Source organism: Paenibacillus lentus, assembly GCF_003931855.1.
In the GTDB taxonomy this organism is placed as follows: domain Bacteria; phylum Bacillota; class Bacilli; order Paenibacillales; family Paenibacillaceae; genus Fontibacillus; species Fontibacillus lentus.
This window is the reverse complement of sequence record NZ_CP034248.1, coordinates 4,937,791-4,958,965: the sequence shown is the minus strand read 5'-3', so window position 1 is coordinate 4,958,965 and position 21,175 is coordinate 4,937,791. Positions and strand designations below refer to the sequence as shown.

The following is a 21,175-nucleotide window of genomic DNA, read 5'->3' as shown; positions in this document are numbered from 1 at the left end:
CCCCACGGGACTGACCTGAAGGCAGACTGCACATTTAATCTATCATGTGTAAGTCTTTCTTTCAAGAAGCCGCAATTCAATTGAAGGGAAGAGGGAAATGAGAAGTATTTTAGAAGCGTTATATTGTGGAGACATTCGCCCCGTAGAAACGATTGTGCCAACTGATCCCGAATACCGTACTTTAAATCGGAAAATATTCGAAGCCCTAAAAACGTGGGAGAAGAAGTTATCGGCAATAGAATTCAGTCAGCTTGAAGAATTACTTGATCTGCGAAGTAGGTCTTCTTCAATGTATGCTAAAGTTTCTTTTATTCATGGCTTTCAATTTGGTGCATTAATGATGACAGAAGTATATACGGCACGGGATGAGTTAGTGAATAGTTAAGATTAGCTTAAATATATTAAATAATATTGCAAAAATCATTAACGGCTTATTTCTACTTTAGTAGGAGTGAGCTTTTTTTATTAGGATAGTTTACTGATTCGTAAATCTACTGAGCAGGGGAATGACTACCTGTTTGCAGGCGGAGTCTCCAACATCGATATTCAGATGGAAGATGGGATTCCTCATGTGACCATAGAAGGTCTATCGCGAACCTTTGAAATGGATCGCCATTTGGAGAGTCGTTCCTTTCAGAACAAGTATCTGACGTATACGGATTTGATTCGGCAAATTGCTAATCTATACCCTGGAGGGGATGCCCAGAATGAAGCGACGTCCCCCGAAGCGACGATTGGTCAGCTCATTGTGCAGTATGAAGAGACGAATTGGCAGTTTTTAAAAAGGTTGGCATCGCGGGTCGGTACGGTAATCCTTCCTGATGTGGTTATGGATGCGCCATGGGTTTATTTTGGCGTACCTGATTTCTCTTGGGGGAAAGTTATTCGCTCCCATCATTATTCGATCATTAAAGATCGGGAGAACTTTCTTGATATTCAGGCGAATTCGGATGCGAGCTCAGCCTTGGGGGAGTCCGACTTTGTCAGTTACTGGGTACATACGAACCAGTACTGTCAGGTGGGGGACAACGTTTCCTTTAAGGGACAGATGTGGGTGGTTACGGAATCCATGATTACCTATGAGTCTGGGTTAATCTATTATGAATATGTACTCGTACAGCGAGCGGCACTTCGGCCTAAGGTAAGAACGAATCGTGCGATTCAAGGCGTTGCCCTGGAGGGGCGCGTTACTAAGCGCGGAAACAACATGGTTAAGGTACATTTGGATATTGATCATGACCCAGACGAACGAGGAAATTGGTGGTTCCCGTATTCGCCGGAAGGCAATAACATCTTCCACTGTATGCCGGAGGAAGGGGCACGCATCAAAGTTTATTTTCCCGAGGGAACGGAGAAAAAGGCGATTGCCATCAATTCGGTACGGGGCAAAAGCGAAGAAATGAAGTCACGCACCATTTTCCAGAAGCCGACGACGAAGGTATTTCATATGCCTGGAGAAGCAAAGATGGAACTTGGTGAAGACGGTGTATTATTCGAGAAAAATACCGTCAGCTTAACTCTGGATGGAAACGATATTTCATTAAACGCTACGGAATCGATTCTCGTTATAGCGTCTGATGAAATCGAACTAGGCGGCCAAAATGTGCCGGAGCATATTAAGCTCGTAGCTAACGAGACGATTACTTTCTTCACGAATACGGAGCATTATATGGAAATCCGGCCAGAGTATGTGGGGATTAGAGGGAAGAAAGTGAATTTCGAGAAGCTCGAGATGGACTTTCTGGATATGCTTACGGATGAAGAGATCATGGAGCTATATATCGATGAACTACTAAAAGAGGAAATCCCCAAAGCTCAACTAGAAAAGGATAGGAAACAGAGAGTTAGTTCTGGATATTCATCTGCTAGATTGACAGAAGAAGAAAAGCTTGAAATTAGAAATAACCTAACATCAAAAACTAGGAAAGAACCAGGTGCGAAGGAAAAGGCCCGAACAGAACTAAGGAAACTGGATTCAAAAGAAATTGAGACTCAATATAAAAATAAAATTAAGCAATTAACACCTGAGCCAGAGAAAAAGTCAAAGAAGGAAAGAGCCCAGGAAAAGCAAGAGTATGCAGAGTATTATCAAAACTACATAGACATAAGAAGTGGTAAGAAGGCGCCTCCTAAACAGACAGCCTCCCCGTGGAAAGCCGTAAAGGGACAACTGCCGATAAAGGAATTGAAAGGATATATAGAGAATCAAGCTAAGGATAATGAGGCTTTACAGGGGCTTATGAATGCATCTAAAGCATTATCTGGTAAAATAGATAACTGGGGAGATCGTTGGAAAGAGCGAAGAGAGGAACGTCAATTAAATGAGCTAATTCCAATGGTACCGGATTACCTAAGCAAAAACCCGGATGAGGGAATTTATCTTTCACGTTTTACCTTTGAGGTGCTTGTAAGACAGAAGAAAAAAATGATGGCAGAACTCAACTTAATGTTTGGAGTCGTAGCTGTCGTAGGTGCTTTTTTCACCGCAGGAGGCTCATTATATCTATTAGCTATAGCCAACGGGGTTTGGGGCGTTGCTCAAATTGGTGTCAGTACCGTGCAACTGAGGGATTTAAATGATGGGGAAATTACAGAGGCAAGCTTCTTCGGTATTAATCAGGAAATGCTGGATGCCTCTGGGGTAGTACTCGGATTTGTAGATCTTATGATATTTACAAATAGTGCGTTGAAAGGCGCCAAAGCGACTTTTAATGCTAAGTACGTGAAGGGCGTTAACGGCATATCTCCACCAAAAACTAAACTATGGAGTGAAGCTCGGAGAAAGTTGGATGATCAACTTAGAAGAGCAGCTGAAGAAGGCAAATCTTTATTGAGTGAATATAGTAAATTTATTAATCCGAAAAACTACGAAAAATTGCCTGTGCTTGACACTGGTCATGGTACAGTTGGATTTAATCAACTTGTCCGTACTGGTGACGAGCCGCTCTTCATGTTTAGTAAGAGTGGCGGTGGGGGGAACGGGTTTAAATGGGGGAATCCTAAAAGTACACCTACGTATGGTCATACTTTTTCAGAGCATGGTGCTAAGAAAAAACCAAATCAGCTTATTGATAGAGCAAGAGGGAAGGGTCATCAAATCAGCCAATGGCTTGACGAGAAGAGTGCAGCAGAATTTCTTGCAGAGGTAGCGAAAAAAGGTCCCGGTGTTCATGAAGTTCCACTACCACCCTTTATTAAATCAAGAGGATATTTGCCAGATGGTACTGAAATAAAACCTGATATGGCTAGAGTTATAGTAAAAGAGGATGGTGGCATTAGATCTGCTTTTCCATACAGCAGTGCTCATCCTTCAGGAATAGGAAAATAATAAAAGGAGAAATAACCATGGAGAATATATACCCGGAATATGTTACTAAGAGTGCTATTGAAGGTCTTGTAAAGAAAATAAAATTACCTGCTCCTGATGAATTTTCACAAGATTGGGAGTATGAAGTGGCGGATTCTTCAAGAATAACCGAATTCTTATATGCCTATGAAAATATCGAATTAAACAAAGAAGAAAGATTTGCTTTAATGATTATTATTATTTCATCATTTAATGATGCTATAGTAGAAGGAAAGGCTGAGGCGGAATTGGCCAGTGTTATCAGATATCATCTTCTTCAAGATATTAATATTCATAAGAATACTATTTATTATTGGTCGATGCTAGATGAGGATGAACTAGAAGATTGTTATGCTGTAACATCTTTCATGAGGGAGATTGCAAATGTTGCCAATTTAGATGATCAAGATTAACTAGTTAACCCCAAAAAACAACTTAACAAACACTTCAACCTTAAAGAGCTTACTCCAACTTGAATCAAAAGGAGGAATGAGCTTTTTTTGTATGATCGTAATTAAGGGAGGAGATTCTCTACTTTATTGTACAGAATACCAATAGCTTTGGATAAGATTTGTACTTACTGTTAGAAATAAGGAAATGCGAACTTACGGCAGAGATATATCTGTTAGGGAATGTAGATTTTTAGGTTAGAGAAGAGATTTAGAAGTTGTTAGATGGTTGGGGACATTTGGATTCCGAGGCCAGATGATAGACTGCTGAAGAAACAAAAGGATTTAGTGAAAAGTGGATTCTGGCAGAGTAAAAAATAGTATAACCCAATTCTGGTGATGGGTTGGATTAGCATCTCAGGAAATTAATAATAAATAAAATGTAGGAGCTATTCCTGTAATGAATTAATATGAGATTTGAACAAAAAAAGCGCCTCCTGTATGCTGGGTCTTGGAATGCGAACCATTCACTGCCCTAATTAGAAGGAGGACGCTCAAATGAAGTATAAGCTAAAAGAGAAACAGAATCAACGCATTTTGGACATTACAGATCAAACTTTGGTTGTCGGTGCAGATATTGCAAAGGACACCCATGTTGCCAGAGCGATCGATTTTCGCGGAATCGAGCTTGGCAAAGACTGTGTATTTGAAAACAGCCGTAAGGGACTCTCGAAACTCGTATCGTGGATGAAGGCATTGCAGAGGCAGTACGCCAAAACAGATATTGTGTTTGGCATTGAGCCCACCGGACACTACTGGTTTCCCCTGGCTGAGTTCTTGCAAGACAAGGGCATTCGTATCGTGGTCGTGAATCCTCATCATGTGCATAAGAGCAAGGAACTGGAGGATAACTCCCAGACTAAAAATGACTACAAGGATGCCAAAGTGATTGCGGATCTTGTCCGTAACGGTCACTATACCGAACCCCAACTACCGACTAGCGTTTACGCAGATTTGAGAATTCTCATGAATATGCGTGAGAAAACGATGGTCAGTTTGGGGCAAGTCCAAAGACGGATTCAAAACTGGCTCGATCGGTTTTTCCCGGAGTTTAACAACGTCTTTAAGAGCTGGGAGGGCAAAGCCGCGCTCGTCACGTTGACTGAGTTTCCATTGCCGCAAGAGATCGTAGCCCTTGGCGCCACTGCGATCCTCGGGCGATGGAAGCAAGACGTACAGCGAGCCGTAGGGATAAAGCGAGCTGAAAAGCTTGTGGAAGCTGCCTCTGAATCCATTGGACTCACAGAAGGTACCACTGCTGCTAAGTTAGAGTTACACACTTGGATGCAACAGTACGCCTTATTTACACAACAACTGGAAGAGATCATGAATCAAGTGGAGTTATTACTCAAACAGATTCCTGGCACACAGGAAATGCTCACTATTCCGGGTGTAGGAATCACGACACTTGCTGGCTTCCTAGCAGAAACCGGTGACCTATCTCGGTATAGCCACGGTCAACAGATTATCCGTCTCGCGGGACTTAACCTGCGAGAAAACAGTTCTGGAAAGAAAAAGGGTCGAACGACGATCAGCAAACGAGGTCGATCACGTCTTCGAGCACTACTTTTCCGAGCCGTGTTGCCCATGGTGGCAAAGAACCCGGAGTTTAAAGCGATGCATCAGTATTATACGCAGCGCCAGGTCAATCCGTTGAAAAAGAAACAGTCTATTGTGGCGCTTTGTGGAAAACTGATTCGCATTTTACACACGTTAGGCATAAGGAAAATCGTATACAATGCCGCTGATGTCTTAGGACCGGTTCGCCGGACTCAGCTTCAGTTGGCTGCTTAAATCAATCACGTTCAGGTCGATAGACTCACTATATGCTTAGGATCAATACAGAGACAATGGAAGCACGGATCAGCCGCAGGAACTATTCCATAAGGGCAACGACCCAGTAAAGGAGCGAGAAACGGCGTCCACCCCTTGAGAGGTAGAACGAAGGAATGTAAGGGCATAGACCCCGTGTGACATGGGAGGGTAAACCATCAAGGAAGTGTTGTGGATATCCAAGGTGCGATCATACGGAAACCACTTTTTTTTGGAAAATCCATTCCAATCTCTGTTCCCGCACACTGCCGAAAGGAAATAAATTCAATAAACTTCCCGTTATATCCACCTCTCGAGGTAGTCAATGTTAAAATTCTAAGGAAATGTGAGAAAGAGCGAGAAAATATTAATTTATAGTGGGAGGAAGCGTATGTCCTTAATGAGTTTTATTCCAGGCTTGATAGCAGCGGGTGCATTTGCTCAAGCTGATACTTATGTTGTACGGGGAGCTGAGCTAACTTGCAGCGAAGGAACTCTACCATCCAGCTTGAACTTGCCGCAGTCCCATGGGGTGTATATCAAAGATAAACCAGTGATGAATGTAACCGATTGTGTAGCTGAGAAAAATATAGGATTATTTGGTTTTTGTAAAAAAACGGATGATGTTTGCCAGCCAGAACTTTGCGGAATATGGTCAGACGGAAAAGAAGACCTGCTCATTGACGAGCAACCAGCTTTGCTGGATAGTGCAACGCTTATATGCGCTTTAGGGGGAATTATCAGTATAGCTAAGGATGGGGGGCAGGAATAAGGCCCGCTAATATGAGAGGAGGGAATAATGTGACTTATTTGACGGAGAAATATGTTTCAAATGAGATGCTGCAAGTAAACTGGCCTCACGGTAAAGTACGTGTTGAAGATCTGAAAATTACACATCAGGTAGGCGAACATGCAAGATTAAGACTCGTAGGAAGAGTATACGAGGAAATAGAAGAAGGAATTATAACGAAATCGGGCCCGAATGATTTTATTGAGGTGTATGAACTAGATGTGGAAAGAGGAACGAAAACTCTTTTTATGGGACAGATTCAGCAGCTTTCTGTCCGTGTCATGCATGAACAAAACCAACTAGTGGTTGAGGCCATTTCCCATACCTTTAATATGGATACATATAAAAGAAAAAGAAGCTTCCAACATGTAGATCAGAAGTATTCCGAAATCATGGATGATGTGGTCGCGGCTTATCCAGAAAGCGACTTTATTGATTATTCGTTTAACGATAAGAAGACGGGAAAGTTTATCATGCAGTATGAGGAGACAGATTGGTGCTTTTTGCAAAGACTGGCCTCACATGAAGGAGCTCCACTGGTTGCAGATATCACAGCTCATAAACCGCGTTTCTGGATTGGAATACCTGAAGGTAGAAGGCAGATTAAGCTGCCAGAAAATTATCCTTTCGAAGTGTCACGGCGAATCCAAGCTTATTTATATACAGCCTCGAGTAATCATATTCAAAAAACACAAGATAGAACGACGACGTATACTTTTGAGTGGATGAGCGCACTGGACATTGGAGATGAAGTAATTAAAGATGACCACACTTATGTGATAGCAAGAAGACAGGCTGAAATGAAACAAGGACAATTAATTTGGACATATGAATGTGGTTTTCGTGAAGGCTATAAACGTAGTAAAGTACATAATAATGCTATCATTGGCGCGGCAATTAACGGAAAGATAATTGGGGTTAGCCGTCAGCAAGTAAAAATACACTTGGATATGGACTGTGACCAGAATGACGGCTTAGCCCGCTGGTTTCCTTATGCAGCAGAAGGAAATCAAGTGTGGTATATGATGCCGGAGAAGGGAAGTAAAGTGAAATTATACTTTCCTAGTGCGGAAGAGGATGAAGCCTTCGTCATTCAATCCGTCCGGCAAGAGCCGGGCATGAACTATGCTGCGAAGCAACAGCAAAAAATGGCTGATCCTAGAGTGAAAACCTTTGGCAATCCACAGGGAAAAGAATTCACACTTGGAGATAAGGAACTAAATATAACTGGTCGTGAGGGCCAACTTTATATTGGTATGAATAGCTTTACAGGAGTCAACTTATCTGGTAATCAACAGGTGCGAATACTAGCCGCAGGTGGTATCCATTTAAGCGGAAATCAAGTGGAATTGACGGCCAGTGAAAGCTTGTCGCTGGAAAGAATTGCTGATACATTGGAAACAGATGAGGAAGCAGGGTCTGCTGGAGGGAAGCAGGTAACTGGAAAACTAGGATTAGGAGATGATATTAGCTCGTATAGTGAAAAAATTAAGTTTACCGCCACCGGAGAGAGAGAAGAATATGAACCCATTCTGAGCGATTTCGAGAAGCAGGTTCAAGAGCATGGAGCTGCGGTGGTCAAGGAAAGAAAGTATCAAGAGAGTAAAAATGCCCGAAAGGAAGCAGTGGTTGAAGTATGGAAAGAGACAGGTAAAGAACTCTGGGGGTTTGTAGTGGATGTCCTAGATATGGGGGTAACCACGATTCACCAGGTGACGTCCCCTCTCCGCCTTCAAAGTTGGGATCAGGCAGCCGAAGAGGTAAGGGAAAGACATTCATTTTTTTTAGGAAGAGAAGTAAAGCCGCTGAATGAACGAAATGAAACTTTACAAGGCGTAACCTCAACCATTCAATATGTTATAGATACTGCAACATTAAAAAAATCATGGAGTGAGCTTTGGGGGGATACTAAGAATAAGTATGCCCAAATTAAGGAAGGCGTTGTCGATCCAGTAGTGATGGGTGTTTCTAAACGTTCAATGAGTTATTACACAACCACTGAGGAAGAAAACAAGGCTTTAGGTAATGCTTGGGGACAGACGAGCGTTTTGGGTGCAGAAGCTATTATAACGGCCGTTACTAGTGGATCAGCTGCAGCTGCAAAAGCAAAACATTTTAAATCCAGTAATAGTAAAAAATCTAAGACAAGCACAGTCGATAACGAACGAAAAAAAGGTGTGATGGGGTTCATTGCTCCCAGTGGCGCCAAAGGGTTGTTTGGTAAAGGCGTAGGTATACATGATGGTCGCTTTAAAACCAGAGGATCTGCCTTAGACCGAGTGATGGAGAACTTTGGGGAAGCGGCTAACAAGATGAAGCGGGCGGCTATAGATCAAGCACCTTATTATGTTATAATACGTCAAACTACTAATGGTATAAAGGCACTTGATGTCGTCAAGAATGATAAGTCTAAATTATTCTCCATGGGTGGAGACGGACCGGATAGGAACAAGGGTAAGACTGAGGGGACGCCAAAAGCTCCGACTAAAGTAAACTATGGTGATCAATACACTAAAGATGGTCGCAAAAAGGTACTAAAGCCGGATGTTGAGTATACAAGTAAAGAAGGATACAATTATAGGACTGATAGTCATGGACGTGTTTCGCATGTTGAAGGAGAACTCAAATTAGGAGATGGAAAAAGAAACGGCTATGCCCAACGAGTGGCAGGAAGAGAAGATCGGTTACCTGATGACGAAGGTGGTCATTTAATTGCTAGTATTTTCAAGGGTTCGGGTGACCTTGATAATTTAGTACCAATGAATGGTAATCTGAATAAAGGTGAATGGAAGAAACTTGAGAATACGTGGGCTGATGCGCTCAAACAAGGAGACGAAGTAAAAGTTAAGATAACCCCTAACTACAAGGGGAATTCGCAACGTCCCGACAGTTTCGATATTAAGTATAAAATTGGTGAAGATGATTGGGAAATCAGGCGATTTGATAATGTACCGGGAGGAAAGTTGGATGAATGACGAGCAATTAGGAATCCTATACCAGCGGATAGCAGAAGTTGTTGTTGATATTATTCCTGAGGAATGGTCTAAGATTTATCTATATGGTGAGATTGTGGGAGGTTCCCAGACTGCTTACTTTTATTACTACCCAGAAGGAAATGATAACCCTGTTTACAGCCATGATATAACTGAACTATTTACTGTAAGTGAAAGTGAATACTCAGAAAAGTGGCATCAACTGGTCGATGCAATTCAGAAACTTTGGAGAGAGTTTAAAGATAACGATCAAGAGACTTGGACAAATCTAACTTTAATCCTAGAGAATTCGGGAAAGTTTAATATTGACTTTAATTATGATGATCTTTCGAATGCAGACGCGCATGAAAGAAAGACTATTTGGAAATATAAACATCTCGGCATAATGCCTAAAAGTAACTCCGGAAAAAGACATTTAGAAAAGTATCTTGAAATGGTAGGAAAAGAGAATAAATAGTCTTTTCGAGGAAGCAGAAAATTGTAGTTTACAAGAGTCTGTAAAATAGTTTGTGTAAACTCCAAAACCTATTAAAATGGAACTAATAGAAAGGTTGGGAGAATACATGGGACTTTGGACGAAACAACAGTTGCGCGACTTCATTAAAGAGAATAATCTGGTAACGGCACAGGATGCTCAAAACGCATTAAAGAACCTGTTTGCAGAAACAATCCAGGAGATGCTCGAAGCGGAGATGGAAACACATCTGGGCTATGCCAAGCACGACATCACGGCGAAAGCGACGTCAAACAGCCGTAATGGCAAAAGCAAGAAAACTGTCGTCAGTGAGTATGGTGAGCAAGAAATAATCGTACCCCGTGATCGCTTGGGCGAGTTTGAACCGCTTGTGGTGAAGAAGCATCAGTCCAATGTCACAGGCATTGAGGAACAGATCATTGCGCTTTACGCGAAGGGCGTCAGCACGCGTGAAATTCAAGATCATCTACAGCAGTTGTATGGCATCGAAGTCTCCCCGACACTGATCTCGAACGTGACGAACAAGGTTATCCCTATGGTTAAGGAATGGCAAAATCGGCCGCTACAGAGCGTATATGCCGTTGTTTTTCTCGACGCCATTCATTTCAAAGTGAAGCAAGACGGAGCTATTGTCAACAAGGCGGCTTACATGGTCATCGGCATCGATCTGGACGGGAATAAAGACGTCCTAGGCATGTGGATTGGCGAAAACGAGTCGGCCAAGTTCTGGCTCAATGTCTTGAACGAGTTAAAAAACCGCGGCGTACAAGACATTCTCATTACGTGTGTCGATAATCTAACCGGTTTCTCGCAAGCGATAAGCGCTTGTTATCCCGCTACAGAGATTCAGAAGTGCATCATCCATCAAATCCGTAATTCAACGCGCTACGTGTCCTACAAGGACTTGAAGAAGGTGACTGCCGATCTGAAGCCGATCTACAAAGCAGCAACCGAAGAAGCGGCGCTTGTGGAGCTAGATCGCTTTGAGGAGGAGTGGGGCAAAAAGTATCCTCTGATCGTCCGTTCTTGGCGCAACAACTGGAGCGAGCTCGCTACATTCTTCAAGTACCCGCCGGAAATTCGCAAGTTGATCTACACCACGAACATGATCGAGAGTTATCACCGTCAACTGCGCAAAGTGACGAAAGGCAAAAGCATCTTTCCGAGCGACGAGGCTCTCCTTAAAATGCTGTATTTATCCACAATGGACGTTGTACGGAAATGGACGGGCCGTGTTCAGAACTGGGGACAAATGCTGCTACAGTTTTCGGTTTTCTTCCCTGATCGCGTGGGTCAGCACTTGAGGTAGGGGGCGGAGTCCCCCTCTAAGCATCACCCTCTACATTCGTTTACACAAAATTCTTGACAGACCCGTTTACAACCCCAACAACAAGATCGTACAATACAACCAACAAACCAAACACTAAATAATTCAAAACACTTGATAAACTTTCAAAGCTCTTTCCCACTTGAACCATGAGTAGGAATGAGCTTTTTTTGCATGCTCAAAATCAAAGGAGGATGAACCGAATGGCAAAAGAAGTGCAGGCAGTAACAGAGGAAACAGGATTAATTGCACAGGCTCAAGCAGAGTATGAAGCGATTAGAGCACAAATTGCGGAGCATTACCAGCAAGCCAGAGAGCTAAGAAATCAAGCGGATAAGCTGAACCAGTCAGGACGAACCGACGTACAGGTGATGACAGAAGTAAATCAGTTACTTGGTCAAGCAGAACGGCTGACCTCGTTAGCAGATCAGCTAGACGATCATGAGAGGTTAGAAGCGATTCACAACATGAATGAACTTGAAAATGAAGCATCTGTGTTGAAGGAGAAAAGTGCCTATAACGAAAATATGTTGGCTCGACAACAAACAGAGCCTGAAAAAGTGAAAGAAGAAGCAGCAGCAATGATACGCCGAGCAGAAGAAAAAATGAAGGAAACAGCAAGATGTTTGACTGTTCAAACGGAACGGTTAGCTGAACTGGAGGGATAAGCTAATGAAGTCATTGAGTCCAGGAGCATTAGAAGCACGTCGGGAATACAGAAGACAGTATGAACGAGAATACCGGCGCAAATGGCGGCAGAAGCCGGAGAACCGATTAAAGGAAAAAGAATACGAGCGCAGATACTGGGAACGTAAAGCGAAGCAGTCTAAGGAATAACACATTTGGCTTGAGGCTGAGGCTGCGTCTCACACGTATGCCATGGATATTAAGCTGGAGAACCGTGCTTTTCAGGATAAATCATTACTTATTGATAATGTAATGAAAGAAATCGGAGGTGCTTATGCCAACGCTGATTTTAACAACACGTATAAGGAACAACGCAAGCTTGGGGCATTCACGTTACAGTATCAGGAAACGGATTGGGAGTTTCTGAAGCGCCTGGCATCACATTACAATGCCCCGCTTATTCCGGTTTCAACGCGCAACCATATTGCTGTGTATTTGGGAATTCCTGAACATCGTGATATTGGGCAGATACAGGCAACCCATTACAAAGTACATAAGGACTTGTTAGCTTATAAAAATGCTGACCCTTTGGGTGAATCAGGTCTTGTTGAGTCAGATTTTATTCGTTATGAGATTGTACTGGATCAAGTGCTGGAGCTTGGTGATATGGTTACATTCAATAAGCAAAAGCTGCATGTTTTTGAAGTCACTACAGAAATGACTCGCGGAATATTAACACATACCTATGTACTTTGCCGAAAAAAAGCCGGATACAGGCGTAAAATGTACAATTCTAAAATTATAGGTGCATCTATTCAGGGGAACGTCATGGCCGTTGTCCGGGATGAGGTTAAAGTTAAGCTGGAGTATGACCAAGGGTGGAGCATGAATACCGCATGGTTGTTTCCTTACTCAACGATGTATGCCTCCGAAGATCAAGCGGGATGGTATGCTATGCCCGAGAAGGGCGATGATGTACGGATTTATTTCCCCGGTCATAACGAAGCGGAAGGTATCGCGCTGAGTTCTGTGCGTAAAAAGCTGCCAACTGAAGCCCAAAGCGGCAGGGGAAACGTAACCACAACTGTTGTTCAGCAGGAGATGCTGCAGCCGATCGTCCATTATGACCAAAGCTTGAAGGATGATTTGATGGCGAATCCGGATACCAAATTTATAATGACTCCTGCTGGACAGAAAATTATGTTCGAAGAAGATAAGATCACGATTATCAGTGGAGAGGATGGCGCATCAATCACATTAACGAATGACGGTACAATTCTTTTAAACAGTAATGACAAGATAACCCTTCAGACTGGAAAGCAGATTGAGATGGTGGGAGAGAATATTCTGATGCTTGCCAACCAGATTGAGATGTCTACTGAGGGAGGTTTTGGAGGAATTAAGATTGACCAGGGACAAGTTGTTGTAAAAGGTGTCGAAATTTTAATGGAAAAATAATGGATGGAAGTGAGAAGGGGATGAATTCACAAGAAGCATGGGAGCGGTTTGTTGAGGTGGATGCAAGCCCACGGCGAACAGAAAGTATCCAGGCATTGCACAATTACTTCTGTGAACATAAGGACCAGATCACACGGTCAGTGATCGAATTGTTTGATTTATTTTTCCAACATATTGTAGAGCAGCAATTGGAAGGTTCGAGGGGGAAGTGTGCTAGCATTCAACTATCTCTTCTGCGAACCAGATTACAAGAAGGTCATTTGGAATATATGCTCGAAGCTTTTGAATTGGGCTTACCTGATCAGGTCGAGATGACGCCATTCAGGTATCATGCGGACTGGATATATAGTTTATGGGATAGCTGGTATCAATATTGTGATGAACAGCGAAGAAAATATGCCCAACATATACAATCACCCCTGCTGGAAGCGTGGGCACGCGAGCAAGTTCCGCCTTTTCATGAATATATGACCCATGCAGTGCGCTATGCCATGGAGGAGATCAGTGTGTTGCCTTCTTTTAGCAGCCTTCAAAAAGAAAAAAAATTTGAGGTGCGAGTGGGGGAGTACCGGGATTCGGAGCAGACAGAATCGGTCTATCGCATCAACGAAGTTCAGAGGCTATCTGTAAGCTGTAAGGGCTGGCTGGAAAGCTTACTTGAACAGGAATATATTTACGAGCATATTCAAGGTGTAGATGTATCCAGAGGGGGCTATTCCAAAATCAACCTGAATTATGCTCGATTAGAACAAGTTAATTTTAGAGATTGTACTATCCAAAATAGCTATTTGTTAGGGACAAGGTTCCAACGGTGTGATTGTCGCCAATCCGATTTTCGAGGTAGCGTGATGATTGATGCTGATTTTCGTGATTGTAATCTGGAAGAAGCTTGGTTTGACCAAGTATATGCTGTTCGAAACTTAATGAATGAAGAACGCGGCATCATATTCGGCATTCATGGGGTATGTTTTCAGCGAGCGAACTTAACCAAAGCCAGCTTTCGATATGCTCAAGTGACAGGGGATTTTACCTATGCTGTACTGGATGAAGTAGACTTTACCGGAGCAGACCTGACAGGCAGTCGTATGCTAAAGCAGGATGAGCAGCGGGTGATTTTAAGTGAAGAACAGCGCAGTAGTATTTGTTGGGTTGAAGGTTAGGCGAGATGAGAGGTGATGAAGCTGTGGAGTATTTTGTCGTCGGTCATGATTCTCGTTTGGACCCGATAGGCCGGAATATATTATTCTCGGATCGGGTTCTTGGTGGGTTTGCCACAGCCGAGGAATATGAAGTGGCGTTTGTTCGGGAAGGAAGAAAGCTAGAGTATCGAAGTGTGATTGAGCTTCCGGTTTTTCTAATTTCAGAAGAAGTACGAGAAATATTAGGCCAATATGAATCTAATTTGTCGTATAAAACAGTCTTAGTGACGGATCAGGCTACCTATGCTCAAGCGCATTTTTGTCTAATTGATGTTCCTCAGGTGGATTGTATCTCACGAACGCATTCCGTGATTGAGAGGGGAATTATCAAGCAGGTTGTCTTGGATGAGGGGAAAATAAATGGACACAGAATGTTTTGGGCAGCTGAATTGCCATTTCCGGGTCTTATTGTGCGTCTGGATGTGGCGGAAGCTTTACTAAGACACAGTATGTACGGACTGAGTATACGAAGGATATTAACGAGAGCAGGTGAAGTGTGAAATGGATAATGCTCAAACATCCATGTTAGGTGAGAGACTAATTCGTGAGCTGAAATCAGCTTGGAGAGATACTGAAACGTATATTACGAGCGGTGCTTATATGAGATGTTCAGAGGGGACTCATGAAGAGGTACTTAATAGGGTTACTAATAATGGAGTATACATAAATAAAAATCCAATGATGACTGTAAATGATTGTAAGGTTTCTACATCAAAAATAGATGGAGACAAGGCATTCGAGAAACTTCAAAAAAATATTGACGGGAACTTGTACTCTTTTGGCTTCTGTAGAAGTGACAAACATCCTGCGTTCGAAAGAGGGAAGAATGAGCCGCCTACAAACTTCGGAGGTATACCTGACTATGATGTTGATTCTGGAGTGGAAATAGCAACTAAATTTATTTATCCCTGCATTCCAGAATTTATTGCAAGTCTAAACGCTCCTACCTCCGGTGGTAGTTCGGGACCTCAATGGCAGAATGGTAGCAAAACTGTAATGATCGACGGCGTGCCTGCCTTGACGAGCAAATCTTGTCTGACCTGTTTAAAGGGAGGCCAGATCACTTTTTTGACTAATGGCATGGATATGCCTCCTTTGGATTTCGTCAAGCATTACGTGAAGTGATGAGGGAAGGTGAAGGGGATGGAAGAATGGTTTGAGGGTGACGGCTTTCAGTTACATTGGCCGTATCAGATACGAGCGATTCGTAGCTTACAAATTGAGCAGAGGTTTGGTGAGCATACTCGTTGTTTGCTAACTGTTGTAATGACCGATGAGCAATCCGAGCGATGCCTGAATGAAGCTAGTTTTGAAGATAGTTTGTTAATCCGTAAAATTGAAAATTCTCAGGAGGATCAATGGTTTTCCGGCGGAATCTCGAATTTGGGGATAACGATGGAGGATGGAATCCCAATTGTCCGTATAGAAGCAATTTCCCGTTCTTACGAGATGGATATTAAGCCAAAAAGCCGTTCCTATCAAAATAAGTATTTGACATACACGAAATTGATAAAAGGATTAACTGAAGGCTATAAAAGAGGGGACGCACAAAATGAGGCGACGGAACCTGGGGCTACTATTGGTGAACTGATCGTACAATATCAGGAGACAGACTGGCAGTTTATGAAGCGGCTCGCTTCTCGATTAGGTACGGTGATTTTACCGGATATTACGATGGATGCGCCTCGAGTTTATTTTGGTGTACCAGACTTTTCCTGGGGGAAGGAATTTAAAGCAACCCATTATTCTATGATTCAAAATCGGGAAAGCTACTTAAGCTACCGGGAGCAAGCCGTTGAAAATGGAGGAGAAATCTCTTCTGAGATAGACTGGATCAGTTATCGTGCAAGGTCAAGTCAATACTTCCGAGTTGGAGAGAATGTCGGGTTCAAGCGTCAAATTTGGGTCATTGCCGAATCGATTATAACCTATGATAAAGGAGCGCTTCAATATGAATATGTGTTGGTCAAACGGCAAGCACTTCGTCGCAAATCCCGCTTAAACAAAGCTATCCAAGGTGTGGCGTTGGAAGGTCGTGTATTGAAACGAGCGAACAACATGGTCAAGGTGCAGCTGGATATTGACGAGGAATATGATGATTCAGGGAATTGGTGGTTCCCGTACTCACCGGAAGGCAATAATATCTTTCATTGTATGCCGGATGAAGGGGGCCGAATCAAGATTTATTTCCCAAATGGCATTGAGAAGCAAGCGATAGCGATTAATTCGGTTCGGGAACGTAGCGAGGAGATGAAGACCCGAACCGTTTTTCAGAAACCGACGACCAAAGTTTTTCATATGCCTGGAGATGCCAAAATGGAGCTGGGCGAAGATGGGGTTCTGTTTGAGAAAAATACGGTTAGCATAAAGTTGGACGGCGACAATATTGATGTATCCGCGGAAGAGAACATCCTGGTCGTAGCAGTTAACACTATAGAGCTGACGAAAGCGGAATCGGCCTCTAAATTGGAATCGATCAAAATGAAGGCCAAGCATAGAATCACGCATATTACAAACGAGAATCAATTCGTCGAGATTGCCGGGAGCCAGGTCTTAATTCAGAATAAAACAGTTAATTTCCAAAAAGTTGAAATGAACTTTTTTGACATGCTGACGGATGATGACTTGGAGAAATTATCCATAGAGAAGTTATTTGATATCGGAATAATATTCAGCGAACTTGATCGTAAGAGGGATGAAAAGGAAATTACCTGGGACGAACATACGGCTTTATTAACAGACTACAATGAAAATCCAGAAAACATGAAGCGCGATTTGGCCACAATGTTGCGTACTGACCCAAAAATTAAAGAGGCAGCACTTTTTCAGTTAAGAGGAATGAAAGAAGATGCACTAAAATCATATTATCAAGAAAAAAATAGCCCGGTTATTGAAGGGGAAACAGAGGAAAGAACAAATGAAGAGATAAAACTAGCTCACGAGAAATACGAGGCTGCCTATAAAAACTACAACACGAAGAAGAAGATTCAACACGAGTTGATAGAAGAAACTAGAAATGCAGATGCAAAAGAAACTAAAGGGAAAAGTCCTTCACCTTCAACCTTCATGAAATCAGAAGAGAGTTCGTTACAGTCGGTATCACCAGAGCTATATGATCTTACGATTGGGAAAATTGAGAGACAACAACAGGAATATGAAGCATTAAAAGATGTAGAGCGTAAAAGGATGCATGGACAGACTGTAGAAGCTTTGACACCACAATCCGCAATAATGAAAGGGCTGGCTCAGGGGTTAGAAAACCTAGAAAATAGTGATTTTTGGTTAGAGAACGTCATCCCTAAGAAACCGGATTATTTCAGCAAACAGGATCAAACCGTTACGTACTTATCACGCTTCAGCTTTCTAGTACAAGTTGCAGCTCCCCAAAGAGGAGCTGCAATGTTCGGGGTTTTTTTTGGTGCAGTCGCCATTGTCTTAGCGATTCCGACAGCTGGAAAATCTCTGTATTTACTGCTGTTAGCAGGTGCAGAAATTGGCGTAGGCGTCATGCAATTAAAAGTCAATTTAGAGAAGCTGCATGACCTTGGCGAAGGGAATTACTATAGTAATCCGACACTATTTGGAATGGATCAGACAACATTAAATAAGATTGAAACGGGTGTGGCTATAGTTAACCTGCCCCTCTTGTTCAAGCCGAATAACTTGAAAGTTGCTGATAAATTTAAAGACAGCCAAAGACTAACTGCCTTTAAAGAAGCAGCAGGTGATAAGTACACGAGCTTCAAAGCTACAATGAATGATGTTAATATTATGATGAATCCGTGGAACTACAGACGGAAACTTGCACCGGAATTGAACTACGGGTTTGGTTCAACAAGGTTGGATATTTTTCCGCGGTTCCAGCGTGTTGGGGACGAACCGTTCATTCAGTTTAGTAGAAGAGGTTCTGGGGGGACGGGTAATGGTGTTCCAGTAATAAAGAACAATTTCGAGTTTATAAATGGTTTTGATGATCACATGATAAATGCACAAGGTATTGTTAGAAAAGGTAATAAAGGCGTTGTCGGTGGCCATAATTTAGAAAACTTCGAAAAGATTCTAACAGATCAAGGCTGGAATCTGGATGATGTCATTGTCTCAAGAACTTCACATCCTACTGTTACTGGGGTTTATGAAATAGAGTATAGACTTCCTGCATTGGATAGGGAATTGAAGGTAGTACCTGGCCAATATAAAAATATCCCTCAACCAAAGACGGTATATGATTCTAATTTGATTTCAAATGAACAAATGATCGTATGGGGTAAAGAAGCTATGGAGAATGGTGTGATTAATGGGAGATTAGTGACTGGGTATTCATCTAATGGACTTAGATTCACGGGATATCTTGATGATAGTGGGAACATCACAAATTTCCATCCTTCATTTGAGGGGAATTAGGGAGGTAACGATATGTCAAATGAAAATACTTATGAAAAAAAACTGATAGATCTTTATTATTTTGCTATCGGAGATGGGAACTTTATTAAGGCGTTGGAAAAGTATTGTAACGGACAAGGTTTTGGTAACGAGCATATCTGGTGTTTATTTTCAGGTGAACTAGAAGAGTGGGAGGAAGGATACTTCGGAGAAAATGGAGTTTGCTATTTTTTTGACCATCCTGCAGTTGATGAAGATGTAACCATCGTATTGGATTACCCCACTTTCTATGGTTATCTCAAAGAAGCAAGTGAAGCATATTTGTTACAGCATTCTGATGATAAGGATTTAGTCGAGTCTCGGTTACACGAAATTAAACGAAAGTTTGAAATTATATAAGTAATAGAAGCTGTCTAGTGCTGGATGAACCATCATTCAACCAATAACAAATATAAACCATGTAAATCGAATTGAATTACTTCCACATGCGAGTATAACAACTCCATGTGGTTTCTTTTTGTTTAAAACAAATAGAAGATCAACCTTTACGGGCGAAGAGGAAGAAGTAGGATTTATCTTTGATTCATCTAGAGAATTACAAAAATATCTGAATGAGGCACCTTGGGGAGAAGTGTATGTAACAAATGAGAAGACTGAATATTTGATTTGTGTTAATGAATATAGCCAATTACTGACGTGGGGAAGTGCGGATTTATGGTTTAGTCATTTTCAGGGTGAGCGCAATGACGAATGATAACAATAAATCAATGATCAATGAATTATGTAGAAGGTCACGATGCGAGCTATCTAAGTTGATACATCTCAAACAACGAAATAACCCTCTTAAAGGTTTGAACGGCTGTTTAAGATCTTCATTCATCGCTGAATAAATCATTTATTTAAATGAGCATTTTGCATTAACCTGAGCCCTTGCTAGACAAAGGTTTTCAAACATAAAAAAAGGACTTCACCCCAACTTGGAGAAGTTTTCAAGTGACTAAACAAGAAAACCCAAGGGGGAGAAGTCACTATGTATATTCTACAAGAAAGTCTATTTTCCTTTGAAGAACTTCAAAAACTTGAATTTAAAGAACGTTTGCCTATCTTCTTCAGTGCCCTGGACTTACGACCTTATGCTAAAGATTTGAGAAGTCATTCACCCCGAGGTGCCGATGGGCACTGCCGACAAGGGATTCTTCGCGCATTGCTTGCAGCGCCGCTGGAGAACATGGATACATTTAGTGGCTTGCATCGTCGTCTGGATATGGATCTTCGTTTCCGTTACCAATGCGGACTCAGGCTTGATCGAAAAGCTCCATCAATCGCCACATTAAGCCGCGTTTTCACTGAGCTAACGAATAAGGGATTGGCAAAACGTCTGTTTGAGGATCTCGTCACACGCTGTAAGCAGGAAGGAATCATCGATGGAAGTCACGTGGCGATGGACAGCGCAGCGATCCATGCCTACGAGAAGAAACAGCCGAAGCGCAAAAGTGAGCTGACGGGGAATGCCAACTGGGGCGCGAAGTTTGACTCCTTTGGTAACAAGGTCAAGTGGTTCGGCTATAAGCTTCATCTTGCTGTCGACACCGCTAGCGAACTGCCCCTGGCCCTCTCGGTTACACCGGCTCATGTCAATGACGGTGATCTGGCACCCGCTCTTATGGAACAAGTGGCTGCCGATGCGAAAGTGAAGTTCTTTGTGTTTGATGCTGGGTATGACCAACTTAAAAACTATGAAGCGGCACGGAAGCTCAAAGCGCAAGCGATTATCCCGATGAATCTTCGCAATGAGAAGGAACCGCCTGCAGGTATAACATCTAACGGTACACCTTGCTGCTCCATGGGTTTTGCCATGACATACTGGGGAGTAGATGGCGATCACCTGAAATTCCGGTGTCCCCATGCGACCGGCAAGGTGGATTGTCCGCTGGGGATGGCAGCCTGTTCATCTTCCAACTATGGAATGGTGCTCAAGGTTGATACAAAAAGCGATTTGCGCCGTTATTCAAGTCCGCACCGGAACACGAAACGTTGGCAAGAACTTTACAAAGAAAGAACGAGTGTAGAACGCTGCAACTCCCGAATGAAAACCTATTTGACCGCAGACGCCATGCATGTTTGGGGCATAGAGAAAGTCATAACTCACCAATATTTAAATGCAATTGTATTGCTGGCTTCTGCCCTGGCAATGGCTCAGAAATACAGAAAAGTCGCTGCTTAAAATTTTGAATGCGCAGAAAATTCTGCAGGTCTGCCCATTTTTGAAAACCGAGTGGATTTAGCTGAAAATGCACCACCAACTAGGTCTAGGTTCTG

Annotated in this window: 18 protein-coding genes; all 18 read left to right on the top strand. The window is 42.5% G+C overall.

The window, feature by feature from the left end:
- Nucleotides 1-97: 97 nt before the first annotated feature.
- The 18 genes from EIM92_RS22315 to EIM92_RS22235 all read left to right on the top strand — a co-directional run bounded on the left by EIM92_RS22315 (nucleotide 98) and on the right by EIM92_RS22235 (nucleotide 21,080).
- On the top strand, nucleotides 98-385 hold the full coding sequence (locus tag EIM92_RS22315) for a DUF6809 family protein (protein WP_125084727.1): 288 nt from the start codon (nucleotides 98-100) through the stop codon (nucleotides 383-385).
- A gap of 186 nt (nucleotides 386-571) precedes the next feature.
- Nucleotides 572-3,328: a phage late control D family protein gene (locus tag EIM92_RS22310; RefSeq protein ID WP_246021124.1), complete on the top strand. Its 2,757-nt coding sequence runs from the start codon at nucleotides 572-574 to the stop codon at nucleotides 3,326-3,328.
- A 17-nt stretch (nucleotides 3,329-3,345) separates the two neighbouring features.
- Nucleotides 3,346-3,759: a hypothetical protein gene (locus EIM92_RS22305; protein WP_125084725.1), complete on the top strand. Its 414-nt coding sequence runs from the start codon at nucleotides 3,346-3,348 to the stop codon at nucleotides 3,757-3,759.
- Between the two features lie 534 nt (nucleotides 3,760-4,293).
- Entirely contained in the window at nucleotides 4,294-5,589 is a 1,296-nt protein-coding gene (locus EIM92_RS22300; RefSeq protein ID WP_125084724.1) for an IS110 family RNA-guided transposase, read from the top strand.
- 409 nt (nucleotides 5,590-5,998) lie between these two features.
- Nucleotides 5,999-6,379 (top strand): DUF4280 domain-containing protein, encoded by a 381-nt coding sequence (locus EIM92_RS22295; protein WP_246021123.1) that lies wholly within the window; start codon nucleotides 5,999-6,001, stop codon nucleotides 6,377-6,379.
- A 29-nt stretch (nucleotides 6,380-6,408) separates the two neighbouring features.
- A complete protein-coding gene (locus EIM92_RS22290) occupies nucleotides 6,409-9,372 on the top strand; it encodes a DNA/RNA non-specific endonuclease (RefSeq protein ID WP_164515182.1) in 2,964 nt (987 codons plus the stop codon).
- Nucleotides 9,365-9,847 carry an antitoxin YezG family protein gene (locus EIM92_RS22285; protein ID WP_125084722.1) on the top strand — a complete coding sequence of 161 codons (483 nt, stop codon included), beginning with the start codon at nucleotides 9,365-9,367 and terminating at the stop codon, nucleotides 9,845-9,847. Before EIM92_RS22290 ends, EIM92_RS22285 begins: the two co-directional genes overlap by 8 nt.
- 106 nt (nucleotides 9,848-9,953) lie before the next feature.
- On the top strand, nucleotides 9,954-11,174 hold the full coding sequence (locus tag EIM92_RS22280; protein ID WP_125081887.1) for an IS256 family transposase: 1,221 nt from the start codon (nucleotides 9,954-9,956) through the stop codon (nucleotides 11,172-11,174).
- Nucleotides 11,175-11,395: 221 nt separating this feature from the next.
- Nucleotides 11,396-11,860, top strand: coding sequence for a hypothetical protein (locus EIM92_RS22275; RefSeq protein ID WP_125084721.1), 465 nt, complete (start codon nucleotides 11,396-11,398; stop codon nucleotides 11,858-11,860).
- A 4-nt stretch (nucleotides 11,861-11,864) separates the two neighbouring features.
- Nucleotides 11,865-12,029 carry a hypothetical protein gene (locus tag EIM92_RS23810; RefSeq protein WP_164514984.1) on the top strand — a complete coding sequence of 55 codons (165 nt, stop codon included), beginning with the start codon at nucleotides 11,865-11,867 and terminating at the stop codon, nucleotides 12,027-12,029.
- Nucleotides 12,030-12,071: 42 nt separating this feature from the next.
- On the top strand, nucleotides 12,072-13,277 hold the full coding sequence (locus EIM92_RS22270) for a hypothetical protein (protein ID WP_125084720.1): 1,206 nt from the start codon (nucleotides 12,072-12,074) through the stop codon (nucleotides 13,275-13,277).
- 20 nt (nucleotides 13,278-13,297) lie between these two features.
- Nucleotides 13,298-14,437, top strand: coding sequence for a pentapeptide repeat-containing protein (locus EIM92_RS22265; RefSeq protein ID WP_164515181.1), 1,140 nt, complete (start codon nucleotides 13,298-13,300; stop codon nucleotides 14,435-14,437).
- A gap of 5 nt (nucleotides 14,438-14,442) precedes the next feature.
- Nucleotides 14,443-14,976, top strand: coding sequence for a hypothetical protein (locus EIM92_RS22260; protein ID WP_125084718.1), 534 nt, complete (start codon nucleotides 14,443-14,445; stop codon nucleotides 14,974-14,976).
- A gap of 1 nt (nucleotide 14,977) precedes the next feature.
- Nucleotides 14,978-15,601 carry a DUF4280 domain-containing protein gene (locus tag EIM92_RS22255; RefSeq protein ID WP_125084717.1) on the top strand — a complete coding sequence of 208 codons (624 nt, stop codon included), beginning with the start codon at nucleotides 14,978-14,980 and terminating at the stop codon, nucleotides 15,599-15,601.
- An 18-nt stretch (nucleotides 15,602-15,619) separates the two neighbouring features.
- A complete protein-coding gene (locus tag EIM92_RS22250) occupies nucleotides 15,620-18,877 on the top strand; it encodes a CdiA family toxin C-terminal domain-containing protein (RefSeq protein ID WP_125084716.1) in 3,258 nt (1,085 codons plus the stop codon).
- Between the two features lie 12 nt (nucleotides 18,878-18,889).
- Nucleotides 18,890-19,255 carry a ribonuclease toxin immunity protein CdiI gene (gene cdiI, locus EIM92_RS22245; RefSeq protein WP_125084715.1) on the top strand — a complete coding sequence of 122 codons (366 nt, stop codon included), beginning with the start codon at nucleotides 18,890-18,892 and terminating at the stop codon, nucleotides 19,253-19,255.
- Between the two features lie 118 nt (nucleotides 19,256-19,373).
- Nucleotides 19,374-19,610: a hypothetical protein gene (locus tag EIM92_RS22240; protein WP_125084714.1), complete on the top strand. Its 237-nt coding sequence runs from the start codon at nucleotides 19,374-19,376 to the stop codon at nucleotides 19,608-19,610.
- Nucleotides 19,611-19,886: 276 nt separating this feature from the next.
- The gene (locus tag EIM92_RS22235; protein WP_125081308.1) at nucleotides 19,887-21,080 is read left to right on the top strand and encodes a transposase; all 1,194 of its coding nucleotides are present in this window, start codon (nucleotides 19,887-19,889) and stop codon (nucleotides 21,078-21,080) included.
- Nucleotides 21,081-21,175: the final 95 nt, after the last annotated feature.